Origin of the sequence: Flammeovirga sp. OC4, assembly GCF_000812565.1 — a bacterium.
Classification (GTDB): Bacteria; Bacteroidota; Bacteroidia; order Cytophagales; family Flammeovirgaceae; genus Flammeovirga.
On the sequence record NZ_JTAM01000049.1, the window covers coordinates 48382 to 60952 of the forward strand.

Sequence of the window (12571 nt, forward strand, 5' to 3'; positions counted from 1 at the left end):
TATGCCGAAGGTATTAGGGGATTTTCAACGTCCTGTGAAGGACCAAATGATTGAATTCGAAAAGAAGTTCCGCTATTTTATGAAAAGCGATGTAGCACTGTTAGACCGTATCATGAGCTACATTGTGAAAAGTAAAGGAAAGCAGATGAGACCTATCATGGTATTCTTGACTGCTGGAGCAACTGGAAAAATTATAGATCAAACCTACAGAGGAGCTGCTTTAATTGAATTATTGCACACGGCCACATTAGTACATGATGATGTGGTAGATGATGCAGATTATAGAAGAGGCTTCTTTTCCATTAAAGCATTATGGAAAAATAAAACTGCCGTTCTTGTGGGAGATTATCTCTTATCAAAAGGCTTATTGTTGTCTGTTGAAAATGAAGATTTTGAATTGCTGAAATACGTATCAACTGCCGTTCGTGAAATGAGTGAAGGGGAATTGATGCAGATTGAGAAAGCAAGGCGTTTAGACATCACTGAACATGTTTACTTTGAAATCATTAGACAAAAGACAGCCACTTTGATAGCGGCTTGTACTGCAGTGGGGGCTTCATCGGCAGGAGCATCTCAGGAGATTGTAGACAAAATGCGACTCATGGGGGAGAAAATCGGTATTGCTTTTCAGATCAAAGACGATTTGTTTGATTATGGAACAGATGAGATTGGAAAACCTCTTGGCATTGATATTAAAGAAAAGAAAATGACATTACCTCTGATCTATGCATTGAACAATGCTGGATGGTTAAAAAAGAGAGAAATCATTTTTAAGATAAAGACTCAAAATACAAACCAGAAAGTAGTCCGTGAGATTATTGAGTTTGTAAGACAATCAGGTGGTTTGGAATATGCAGAAAAAACTATGCATGAATACATTAAGGAAGGAAGACAAATTCTTGATGAGTTACCTGATTCAGAATACCGTCAGGCTTTGCATGAGTTGATTACTTATGTTGTGGAGAGAAAGAAATAAGAGGTAATGGGGCACAATAAGTCAGAATTATTGCATGAGGTAGGGCAGTTTGTAGCCCAACTGTCAGAAATGGGGGTGAAAGATGTAGTACTTTCACCAGGATCAAGGGTAGCACCTTTAGCACTTGCTTTTGCTAGGCATCCAAAAATCAATACCATTTCAGTCAGTGATGAAAGATCAGCTGCTTTTGTAGCAATGGGTATCGCTCAGCAAACTAATACTCCAGTGGTCATTGCTTGTACTTCAGGTACAGCGGCCTTGAATTATACTCCAGCCATCACCGAAGCTTACTATCAACGTATTCCTGTCATTGTCATTACTGCTGACAGACCTACTGAGTGGATTGATCAATGGGATGGTCAAACCATTCGTCAAAATAACATTTTTGGAAACCATATTAAGAAGAGTTTCCAAATGCCAGACGACTTGTCGCATGCTGATGCTAAATGGTATAAGCAGCGAATTGCTAACGAGGCATTTAACTATGCTATGGCTTATCCTCAAGGTCCCATTCATATTAATTGGCCGTTGAGAGAACCATTTTACCCTGATGCAGAGGAGCATTTCGACTTTGAGACCAATACGATAAGAATTCAAAAAGAGTTAAGTTCAGAACCTTATATAGAAGATGAGGTTTGGGAAGAAGAACTTATACCTTTACTACAGTCACATCAAAAAATTCTGATTGTAGCGGGACATGGTAAGTACAATCATGAAGTCGGAGAGAGTTTATCATCTTTACCTTTTCCAGTAGCCTCTGATGTCATCTCAAATTATGGCCACTTAGAAAATGCTACGGTTCATCAAGACGTGTTTTTGACTCCAAATGAGAATCAAGCACTTCAACCGGACCTTCTGATTACGTTTGGTAAGTCTGTTATCTCAAAAAATCTAAAACTCTTTTTAAGAAATAATCAACCTGTTGAACATTGGCACATACAGGAGGCTGGAGAAGTTCCAGATCCTTTCATGTCATTGACGAAAGTGATACGTTCCTCTGAGGCATTATTTTTTGATCAGTTGAGTACCATTAATTTTGATGAAGAGGATTACAACCAATTCCTTTTCGACTGGCAAGAACATAATAATAGAGTCAAAGCTCAAAAGGCAGATTTCTTTGAATTACTGTCTTTCTCAGAATTAGAAGTAGTCAATTACCTTATTAATTCCCTTCCCGAAAATTCGAACCTACACTTAGCGAACAGTATGTCGGTAAGGTATGCCAATTTTATTGGGGTAGAAAGGGAGGATGTGAAGGTTTATGCCAATAGAGGCACTAGTGGAATTGATGGAAGTACAAGTACTGCTGTAGGGCATGCTATAGCTAACCCTGATGAGTTACATTTCTTATTGACAGGAGACCTTGCTTTTTTCTATGACAGAAATGCTTTTTGGAATAACTATGTTCCTTCTAACCTAAAAGTTGTTTTATTGAACAACCATGGAGGGGTAATCTTTAGAATGATCGATGGACCAGCCCGACAACCTGAGTTGGAAGAGTATTTTGAAACGGAACAAAGAACATCTGCAAAATATTTAGCGGAAGAATTCAAGCTTAAGCACTGGGAGGTCAACTCAAGGGAAGAATTTTATGACACCTTTGAAACTTTTTTACAACCCAGTGAAAAAGTGTGTATCTACGAAGTAAAAAGCAATAAAGAAATTAGTAAAAATACATTTAAAGCGTTTAAGCGAGAAGGAATGAAATAATCATTTCTGCTTTCAAACCTTTTGCAAAGAGCCATTTCATGTTTGTCCATGGAATGGCTTTTTTTATTCAACTTTACCTCTACATGACTTGAATGTAAAGCCGAAGGTTGAGAATTGATGCTGTATTTTAACATAGTACATATTGAAATGTTAAGATGACTTTATTGTAACAATCTACCTAACAAATACTAATTATGAAATTATGGAACAGTGATATGTTAACAGAATGTTAACTAGTGTCTTTTGAAATCCTATTTGCAGTCTAAAATAGGATAATATTGAGATTTTTTATTTTTATACGAAGTGAATTGAACCTAAAACTTGATTTCAAACAATTGTTAATGTTAAGGATTTATGAATATATTTAGGATTTATATGTTAAAATTTAGACGAGTTTACAATGTTATTAGGCTAAATAGTTGGATCGTAACAATAAATTTCTGATGATTAGGTATAACTTAATTAAATCAAAGTAATTCTACTTATATAATTATTGAACTTTAAAGGGAGCAAACCTACAGATTATGAGTATTATCAAGACTATTAAATTATTTTTTTCTGACAATCAAAGAACTATAGGAAAAGTAAATGATGAAAATGTTGAATTTGATCCTGCAGTGAACAAAGCTTACTATCAGCTTTTGAACCAAAGAATCAAAGAAAGAAAAGACAATCTAGACAAGCTTCAAAGAGCAGTAAGAGAGATGCAATGCACGTTTCAGGAAAATCAAACTGAAGCTTCTCATATTGCGAATTTGAAGGCATTGAACGCAATGATCGATTTAGAAGAACACCGTTTGGTAGAAGAATTTTAAGGGAGGGAGATTTTTTTAGTTATAAGATCAGTTTTTTTTGACTCCCCTTTTAAATATATTTTCTGATTCTCATTGCCACAAGAAAAAAGATATAAACTATTTACTTTTCAAATACAAACTTGAAGTAGCAGAACGTAAAAAATTCTGCTACTTTTTTTCTTTATTCTTTTACAGTTGTAACTTGACCGTTTTAAAGTATCCATCCCTATTATGGAAGAAATAAGGCTAAGGTCTTCATTTTATGAAAATATAGACGGTCAACATATTTTATTCCCTGAATCCTTTCTGGTGACAAGTCCGTACATTGTTTATCAAAATATTGACTCATTTAATATAGTACACCTCAAGGGAAACCCAACAAAAAACCTTCGATTCATTAAGGAGTCCAATACCGATGGCTTTTTCTCTTTCTTATATATAAACTCATCTTTCCGTTTTTTACCTCCATCTAACAACGAGGAACAGTATCAGCACAGTGAAGAAAGCTGGAGCTATTTTTCAAATTGTCAAGAAGAGGAATACCTTTATTTTGATGCAGATAAAACGTTAGAATTAATCGTCATTACTTTTCCTTCTATACATGTATTTAAAAATATACATGAAAATGAGGTATTGAAAAACAGTTTTTCGGAAGTAAGAGAAGGCTATTTTTTATTCAAAAAAATGGATGCGACCATACTTCCAAAGCTACAGTATCTTTTGGAAGATGGGGATGCGAGTGATGTTTTTAGAAAATACTCCGACCTTTATTTATTGATTTATGACTTTGTAAGTATTTTGGTAGAAAGAGTTCAAAACAAGTGTATCCCTAAATATTACAGCTCTAATGACCTTGATAAAACGTTTAGAGTCAAAAAGTACCTTGAGCAAAATTATGCTTCTAAGAGTGAGCCTCATGACTTAGAAAAAGTGACAGGTTTTGGTTATAGCAAATTGAGAAAATTGTTTAAGGAAATTTTTGGGGTAACGATTCTACAATACGCTAATGATTACAAATTGCAGTTGGCGTATCAGTGGTTGCAAGAGGGAAAACACAATGTATCGGATTGTACTTATGGGTTAGGTTTTATCAGTGTGACCCATTTCGGTAGAATGTTCAAAGAAAAGTTTGGGGTTCAGCCTAGTAAAGTCTACAAATTCGGATAAAAAAAGAGGAGTCCTTTGAACTCCTCTCTTCATTTTGTATTGACGAACTACATTCTTCCGTTTTAGAATGAACCATTAATAAAGAGGTTCTCCGTTTGAGTCAGTAGTTAATACATTACTCATGTAATCAAAGAACGGTCTGATTTCGATGAAACCTTTCATTATCTTTTCAGAAAAATCAGGAGCAGTTACTTCTTCATCTTTAAAAGTTCTGAAAAAGATAAATTGCTTTTTTCGGATCAAATCAATTGCGGGATCATTTTTATCAAATCCTCTAGGGGCCGACTTTAATTCATCCCCATACATTTCTCCAAACATTTCTTTGAAAGAAGGAGCTTCAATGATGTCTCTTAATTCGGTAGCGTCATATGAAAGTTCCTCTCGAATTCTTTTTAAATCATCAGAATTGGGACCATAAAAACCACCACCTACAATGGATTTATCACCTGGCTCAAGATGTAAATAATAACCGCCTCTCAGCATTGGTTTTATTCTTGAGAAATAACCACTGAAGTGCTTTTTGTAAGGAGATTTATCCTTTGAAAAACGGACATCTCTATAGATTCTATATATTTTATGTCCTTCAATCTGATCTGTTTGTGACAACTCATCTTGTATCTCTTGAAATAAAGATTTTACGGTTTGAAGGTGTTTCTGATAAGTAGGTTTATTTTCATTAAACCAATCCCTATTATTGTTTTCCCCTAGGTCTTTAAGGTATTGAAAAAGCTCTTCTGTGATCATATTAAATAGATTATTGAATTAAAGTGTAATAATGGGTGAACATTTCCTTTACATCTTCTTTATTCTTTATTTTTAATTTATTCGATTTCGCAAACTTTTGAATAGCACTTTTTTGTTGGCCAAATAGCAAGAAGAATGCTTTGTCTTTACTGCCTATTTCTAACAGCTTACCATTTTTTCTATGATATAATACTGATTTTCCCCAAACATACTGATCTTTTTGATCAGAGTTATAAGAATTGCTAGATGTATTATCTTTCTTGATAAATTTTTTAGTTAGCATTTTATAAACCTGAAAATGTTCGTCAGCATAGATTACCTCCATATAATAAGGTTTCTTTTGAATAAAACACTGCTCAAAATGAGTCATTCTATTTTCATCTTTCCATCTAAATGCCTTAACGTTAAGTCTATTAATAACAATGATGTTTTCTTCCGTTTTCTTGTACCAAAGCTCATCATTATACACGTTGAAGCGTAACTGAATATCTTTATACTCAGTACCATCATTGACGGTTACTGCACCGGTTTTCCACCCTTCATTGTAAAAAGGAGAGCCTTTGAAATCATTTTTTTGATTTTCATAAAGAAGGGAGACATTCAACTGATCCGGGTCGGCCAACTCATAAAGGTTTGTATTTTGAGTGACTTGTGCTTGAGCATTAAATTGGCAGGCGAATAGAGTTAGAAGAAGTATTAAAAGTATATTTGTCATGATAAAATGATTATAAAATTGGTTTTCTATGTACCGTTGATGTGAAGTATAATCGATCAAAAACGGTTTAGGTCGTATAATTAATTGAAATTGTTGTACAAGATAAGTATAAAAATTATATTCATTTTTCATAAAAATATGATTTTTTAAACTATGTCAGCAACAACCGTATTTATTGTCATTTTCCTCTATTTCTCCTTTTTGATGTTAATCTCTTTTCTCACTTCAGAGAAAGGTGAGAATCAGTCTAATTCGTTTTTTACTGCCAACAGAAACTCCAAATGGTACTTGGTGGCTTATGGTATGGTGGGTGCTACGCTGTCAGGTGTGACTTTTATTTCTGTACCTGGTATGGTTGCAAAATCGGGGTGGAGTTACCTTCAGTTTATGATGGGGAATATGGTTGGGTATGCAGTCATTGCGTATTTATTAATACCATTGTTCTACAGCAAAAAAATGATATCGATCTATCAATACCTCAAAGAAAGGTTTGGTATAGTGAGTTATAAAACGGGTTCCTTTTTCTTTTTGGTCTCCCAAACATTAGGGGCAGCTTTTAGACTCTATTTGGCAGCTATGGTGCTTCAAATTGCTTTTTTTGATGAGTTTAATATTCCATTTGCCATTTCAGTACTGATCACCATTTTATTGATTTGGTTGTATACTTTTAAAGGAGGAATAAAAACAATTGTTTGGACAGATACATTACAAACGACATTTCTAATTTTAGCGGTAATATGGACCATTTATACGATTTCTGATTCATTAAATATGAATTTAGGTAGTATGGTAACCACCGTTTGGGAGAGTCAGATGTCTGATATTGTTGTGAGTGATTGGAAGGCTGGGAATTTCTTTTGGAAACAGTTTTTCGCGGGTATTTTCATTACAATATCAATGAATGGTTTGGATCAGAATATCATGCAGAAAAACCTTACTTGTAAGTCGGTAAAAGAAGCACAGAAAAACGTACTTTGGTTTGCTTTGGCATTTTTCATAGCCACGGTCGTATTTTTAGCTTTAGGCGTTTTATTGTATGAATACATCGCTTACCATGGGATTCAAGCCCCAGAACGATCAGATGAACTTTACCCATTGTTGGCTTTAAATCACTTTGGTTTATTTACGGCGATTGTCTTTTTATTGGGTATTACTGCGGCCGCTTTTTCAAGTGCAGATTCGGCCCTTACAGCACTTACTACAGCTTTTTGTATTGACTTTTTATCGATGGATAAAAGTCACGAGAATAATAATAAAAAAAGGAAAATTGTACATCTAGGTTTTTCTTTGCTATTGTTTTTAGTCATTGTAGGTTTTAGGGCTTTAAATGATGATACGGTAGTTTCGAAAGTATTCAAATGGGCAGGGTATACCTATGGACCATTATTAGGCTTGTTTGTTTTTGGAATTTATACAGGCCGGAAAGTCAAGGATAAATTTGTAGTTTATTTATGCCTTTTTTCTCCTGTTGCATCTTATTTAATCAATTCTTATTCCAAAGAATTATTCTTTGGTTATCAATTCGGTTTTGAGATTTTATTGGTCAATGCCGCTATTACAATTTTGGGATTATATCTCTTGTCATCGACAAATGATTCAGTTGATAAATGAAAAAAGGTTGTTAGTATATGAATATGTGCTAGTAGTCTAAAATTGTTGATTATAAAAAGTGCTCAAATTACATTTATTGTGTATTAGGGCACTTTTTTATAAACACAACAGGTTTACATTTGTCCTATTACCTTTCTAATAAATGAAATGAATAATAATGAACAAATCTGAACGCATACTATCACTTGACATATTTCGTGGCTTAACGGTAATATTGATGATCTTGGTAAATAATCCAGGCACTTGGTCTGCTATTTACCCTCCTTTCCAACATGCTCAATGGCATGGTTGTACACCTACGGATTTAGTGTTTCCATTTTTCTTATTTATAGTAGGTGTTTCCATTAGTTTTTCAATGTCTAAAGTAAAAAATAACCCTATTAAACGACCAACGGCTATGCGTAAAGCACTTTGGCGAGGAGCAAAGCTTATAGGGATTGGTTTGTTTTTAGGATTGTTTCCATTTTTCAATTTTGCAGAGATGAGAATTCCCGGCGTATTGCAAAGAATCGGTGTGGTATTTATCATTACTTCTGCCTTATTTCTTTATGCAGACAGGAAAACAATTTTGGCTACATTGATATGCCTTTTGGTGGTTTATTGGCTTGTCATGACCATCGTTCCAGTACCAGGAATTGGAGTACCTAATCTGGACGACCCGAATGCTGTACTTTCAGCATACATTGACCAATTACTTTTGAAAGGGCATATGTGGTCAGGGACTAAAACATGGGACCCCGAAGGAGTATTTACTACTATACCAGCCATCGGAACAGCAATTTTAGGTTTGTTTTCAGGTGAAATTGTTAAAAAATATAAAGGGAATGAAGTTGTAAAAAGGTTGACAGTTTGGGGAGTTGTCGGTGTGGTCATTGGTCAGTTATGGGGCATTGTTTTTCCGATCAATAAAAGTCTTTGGACTTCTTCTTATGTGCTTTATACTGGAGGTTTGGGAGCAATCACTTTAGGCCTGTCTTATTACATTTTTGATTATAAAAAGAAGGGAAGAGATCATGTTTTAATACCAAGGGCTTTTGGTTTAAATCCTATGGCAGCTTATGTATTAGCAGAGATGATCGCTCGATTAATAGGAGTGATTTCCATAGGCGATGCAACAATAAAAGGCCACATCTTTTCATTGATTTCCTTAAATGCTTTTCCAATAGAAGCAAATAGTTTATTATTTGCATTCTCTTATGTAACACTGATTGGTATTCCGATCTTAATTTTATATAGAAAAAATATTGTGATTAAAGTTTAAGGATCGATAGTAAAACATACTAATCTTTAGATAAGAGGTTAATTTCATTGAGAAGTTAGCCTCTTTTTTGTCTACGTGAATCACATAATACATCGATTTTCGACATTCGCCTAGCATTGTAACTTTTTCTTTGATTAAATTTAAATACTGTAAAAGGTAGTACACCGAATTTCTCATTTTATTGATTATAAATGATAAACTTATTAAGGGACAGTAAAAAAAGAACCTTCTTAGTACTCTTCACATTAAGTGTCGTTCTCATTTTTGGGATTTTATTTACCCTGATGCTGTTGTTCGAAAATCAAAAGATTTTGTTTGACAGTCAGGTGAATCGATATAATTCATACCGTTTGGGTGATGCTTTAAAACAAAGCGATGATTTACTGACAGAATATTGTAAGAATTATGTGGTTACACAAGACAGTATTTGGGAAGAAAAATATTGGGAAGTAGTAGCAATGCGGGAAGGGAAAATTCCTCAAAATAGTGGTTGGACTCGATCCATTTTGGACAGTATGTATCATATGGGTTTTTCTGAAAACGAATTTGGCTTGTTGAAAGTAGCCTTAGATAATTCGAATCAGTTGATAGAAAAAGAAACGATGGCTTTTAATGCATCCAAAGGGATATTTTTAGATAGCTTGAAACACTACACCATCAAAGGAGATAAAGATATTGAATTGGCATTGGAGATTTTACATAGTAAAGAGTATTTATTATTAAAGAAAGAGATTGCTGAACCACTGATCAAATTTGAAAGCCTGATTGAAACGAGGACCAAGTCTACTGTTGAAAAATATAAAGATAAAGGAGAGTTTTTATTGCTGCTTATTTTGTTCTTTACATTATTAGCGATCTTAATCTCCATCATTACTTACTCTATGATCATCAAAAGACTCAATCAGAAAGAAGAATTGGCAGATGAATTAGAGGTAAGAAGTAACGAACAGGCCTGTTTATATAGGGTCTCCCAATTACTTGAAAATACAGAGAAAAGTATTGAGCATGTATTGGAGTCTACCGTTTTTATTATTCCATATGGATTGAAACATACTGATGACCCGCATGTTCGAATTACTTTTCAGTCTAACCTCTACGGTTCAATTAATTTTAAAGAGACCAATAAAAAACAAGAAGTACCAATCATTATCAGAGGAGAGGAGCTAGGTAAAATTGAAGTGTTTTATAAAAATGGAGCTTTAATTGATGAAGATCACAGTAATGATGTTTTACACTTGATCGAGACAATCGCCTCATTACTTTCTAACTTTTATGAGAGGAACACTTATTTTAAAAATTTAAAGGAAACCAATACGATTCTTCAGAAAGAGATCCAACTAAAAGAAAAAACCGAGAAAGAGTTGCGAAAAAGTGATGAGCGATTCAGCTTATCTACTATTGCCAATAATTCTGGAATTTGGGATTTAGATGTCAATTCGGGGGTGTGTTATTGGTCTCCGATTCACTATCAAATCTTGGGTTATGATGAGGGAGAAATCATTCCTACCATTGATTTTATTCGAAGTATCATTCATCATGAGGATCAATCTACATTTGATCAGCATTTTAATGCACACATCAGAAATGGTCAACCTTTGGATTATGAGGCCCGATTTTATACCAAATTGAAAGAAGTAAAGTGGTGTCATATCACTGGTGCATCTTCAAGAAATGAAATAGGAGATGCCACCCGAATTGTAGGGACATTTACTGATATCACAGAAAAGAAAGTAGCTGCAACCGCATTGTTGGAAAAAGAGCAGCAACTTCAATATGCCTTAGATGTTTCTAACGAAGGAATATGGGAAATCTTCAAAGCGTCTGATACCATTTTATTTAGTGAAAGATGTTTTACAATGCTAGGGTTTGAACCAACTGATGAGGAAAATGATCCTTTGACTTTTTGGCAATCTATAATCCCTCTTGAAGAACAAAGTAAAGCATTGGTCAATCAGATGTCCGAAATAAAAACTACAGGGATTCACGACAGTATTTATAGACTTAGAACCAAATCTGAAGATTATAAATGGATTCACACCAAAGGTAAAGCCGTCGAGTTTGATCCTGATGGAACCCCTATCCGTATTGTTGGTACCATGTCTGACATCACTGAACGTATGAAGCAAGAAGAGAAGATTGTCAGTGCAGTGTTGGAGACCGAAGACAAAGAAAGAAGTCGAATTGCAAGAGAAATTCATGATGGTTTACAGCAAACAATGACTACCTCTCTTATGAGTTTTGAGAAGCTTAGGTCCTCTTTATTATTTCAAAATGAGACAGAAGATGAAAGGTTTCAGTTAGGCTATAAATACCTGAAAAATGCGATTGAGGAAAGCCGGACTTTAGCGTATAATCTTATGCCTAAAGTAGTGGATGAAAATGGAATTGTTGAAGCCATAAATGCATTGATAACTGCAATAGCTCCTTCTTCTAAAACAGTGTTTTCTTTTGATCAAAATTTAAATGAACACCGTTTAAAACTTTCTGTTGAAATGACATTGTATAGAATTACGCAAGAAGCGATCAATAATGTGATAAAATATGCCGAAGCTGAGCAGTGCAATATTCAACTCTTAAAGCATTCTGATGTTTTACTTTTGACAATTGATGATAATGGAGTCGGTTTTGATCGTGTTGAGACACATAAAACATTTGGCATCAACAGTATGAGGACAAGAGCCGAATCAGTAGGAGCTTATTTTGAAATTAATAGCCAAAAAGGGAAAGGAACTCAGATTTTAGTTGAACTACCATTGAATTAAAAAATATGATTAGAGTAATTTTAGTAGACGATCACCATATGATCAGAAATGGTTTAAAGACTTTTCTTGAAGATGAAAATATTGTAGTGGTTGGAGAAGCCATGAATGGAAAAGAAGGGTTAGAATTAATGCAGACTTCAGAAGTAGACGTAGTAGTCACTGACATTATGATGCCAGTCATGGATGGTATTTCATTTACAACACAATTGAGTAATGACTTTCCTGAAGTTGCAGTGCTGGCGTTGACAATGCTCAATGAGCATCAAAATATAAAGCAAATGCTTACGGCAGGGGCAAAGGGTTATATCTTAAAAGATTGTACCCAACAAGAACTCATCAATGCAATTAAAACAGTGCACGAAGGTGGGAATTTTTACTCTAGTCAAGTCACTCAGGTGATTATGCAAGGGCTTTCTTCGAAACCTAAAATTAAGAAAAGAACCATTACAGATATCGCACTAACAGAGAGAGAATTGGAAGTATTGCACCTTATCTGTAAGGAAAAAACGAATAAGGAAATGGCAGAAGAACTCTTTGTGACCACTCGAACAATTGAGGCTCATAAAAGAAATCTTATAGAAAAAACAGGTTGTAAAAATGTGGCAGGATTAGTACTCTATGCAATAGAGCGTAATTTATTCTCAGATTTGTAGTCTACGTGATTCACCAATAGCCTAATATTGGTTTTTCACTTAAGAAACTAAGGAATTGAACAGCTAAATTTACAATGTTGAATACAAAATAGAGTAGTAATACAATAACATCAAGAATTGTAAAGTTTTAGTTGAGTTAAAGGTCCGATTCATGTTGAATCGGACTTTTTTTAATGTC

At 34.4% G+C, this 12571-nt stretch carries 10 protein-coding genes; 8 read left to right on the top strand and 2 right to left on the bottom strand.

Annotation, left to right across the window (positions count from 1 at the left end):
- The first annotated feature begins 1 nt into the window (after nt 1).
- The 4 genes from PL77_RS20720 (at nt 2) to PL77_RS20735 (ending at nt 4647) form a co-directional block, all read left to right on the top strand.
- Nucleotides 2-976: a polyprenyl synthetase family protein gene (locus tag PL77_RS20720; RefSeq protein ID WP_044209736.1), complete on the top strand. Its 975-nt coding sequence runs from the start codon at nt 2-4 to the stop codon at nt 974-976.
- Nucleotides 977-982: 6 nt separating this feature from the next.
- Nucleotides 983-2686 carry a 2-succinyl-5-enolpyruvyl-6-hydroxy-3-cyclohexene-1-carboxylic-acid synthase gene (gene menD / locus PL77_RS20725; protein ID WP_082026659.1) on the top strand — a complete coding sequence of 568 codons (1704 nt, stop codon included), beginning with the start codon at nt 983-985 and terminating at the stop codon, nt 2684-2686.
- Between the two features lie 524 nt (nt 2687-3210).
- Entirely contained in the window at nt 3211-3501 is a 291-nt protein-coding gene (locus PL77_RS20730; RefSeq protein ID WP_044209739.1) for a hypothetical protein, read from the top strand.
- A 210-nt stretch (nt 3502-3711) separates the two neighbouring features.
- Nucleotides 3712-4647, top strand: a complete 936-nt coding sequence (locus tag PL77_RS20735; protein ID WP_044209742.1) for a helix-turn-helix transcriptional regulator — start codon at nt 3712-3714, stop codon at nt 4645-4647.
- 75 nt (nt 4648-4722) lie between these two features.
- Here PL77_RS20735 and PL77_RS20740 read toward each other — a convergent pair whose 3' ends face one another.
- Nucleotides 4723-5391 (bottom strand): DUF2461 domain-containing protein, encoded by a 669-nt coding sequence (locus tag PL77_RS20740; protein WP_044209745.1) that lies wholly within the window; start codon nt 5389-5391, stop codon nt 4723-4725.
- A gap of 10 nt (nt 5392-5401) precedes the next feature.
- Nucleotides 5402-6106, bottom strand: a complete 705-nt coding sequence (locus PL77_RS20745) for a hypothetical protein (RefSeq protein ID WP_156152460.1) — start codon at nt 6104-6106, stop codon at nt 5402-5404.
- Between the two features lie 153 nt (nt 6107-6259).
- On the opposite strand from PL77_RS20745, the gene PL77_RS20750 reads away from it, so the two are divergent.
- The 4 genes from PL77_RS20750 to PL77_RS20765 all read left to right on the top strand — a co-directional run bounded on the left by PL77_RS20750 (nt 6260) and on the right by PL77_RS20765 (nt 12393).
- Complete coding sequence (locus PL77_RS20750) at nt 6260-7717, top strand: sodium:solute symporter (RefSeq protein ID WP_044209750.1); 1458 nt, start codon at nt 6260-6262, stop codon at nt 7715-7717.
- A 157-nt stretch (nt 7718-7874) separates the two neighbouring features.
- Complete coding sequence (locus PL77_RS20755; protein WP_044209751.1) at nt 7875-8978, top strand: acyltransferase family protein; 1104 nt, start codon at nt 7875-7877, stop codon at nt 8976-8978.
- 191 nt (nt 8979-9169) lie between these two features.
- Entirely contained in the window at nt 9170-11740 is a 2571-nt protein-coding gene (locus PL77_RS20760) for a PAS domain-containing protein (protein WP_082026660.1), read from the top strand.
- A 5-nt stretch (nt 11741-11745) separates the two neighbouring features.
- Nucleotides 11746-12393, top strand: a complete 648-nt coding sequence (locus PL77_RS20765) for a response regulator transcription factor (RefSeq protein WP_044209757.1) — start codon at nt 11746-11748, stop codon at nt 12391-12393.
- The last annotated feature ends 178 nt before the right edge of the window (nt 12394-12571 follow it).

Coding starts and splice junctions, on each gene's coding strand:
- PL77_RS20720 (WP_044209736.1), top strand. CDS start 2: ATGCCGAAGGTATTAGGGGATTTTCAACGTCCTGTGAAGGACCAAATG.
- menD (WP_082026659.1), top strand. CDS start 983: ATGGGGCACAATAAGTCAGAATTATTGCATGAGGTAGGGCAGTTTGTA.
- PL77_RS20730 (WP_044209739.1), top strand. CDS start 3,211: ATGAGTATTATCAAGACTATTAAATTATTTTTTTCTGACAATCAAAGA.
- PL77_RS20735 (WP_044209742.1), top strand. CDS start 3,712: ATGGAAGAAATAAGGCTAAGGTCTTCATTTTATGAAAATATAGACGGT.
- PL77_RS20740 (WP_044209745.1), bottom strand. CDS start 5,391: ATGATCACAGAAGAGCTTTTTCAATACCTTAAAGACCTAGGGGAAAAC.
- PL77_RS20745 (WP_156152460.1), bottom strand. CDS start 6,106: ATGACAAATATACTTTTAATACTTCTTCTAACTCTATTCGCCTGCCAA.
- PL77_RS20750 (WP_044209750.1), top strand. CDS start 6,260: ATGTCAGCAACAACCGTATTTATTGTCATTTTCCTCTATTTCTCCTTT.
- PL77_RS20755 (WP_044209751.1), top strand. CDS start 7,875: ATGAACAAATCTGAACGCATACTATCACTTGACATATTTCGTGGCTTA.
- PL77_RS20760 (WP_082026660.1), top strand. CDS start 9,170: ATGATAAACTTATTAAGGGACAGTAAAAAAAGAACCTTCTTAGTACTC.
- PL77_RS20765 (WP_044209757.1), top strand. CDS start 11,746: ATGATTAGAGTAATTTTAGTAGACGATCACCATATGATCAGAAATGGT.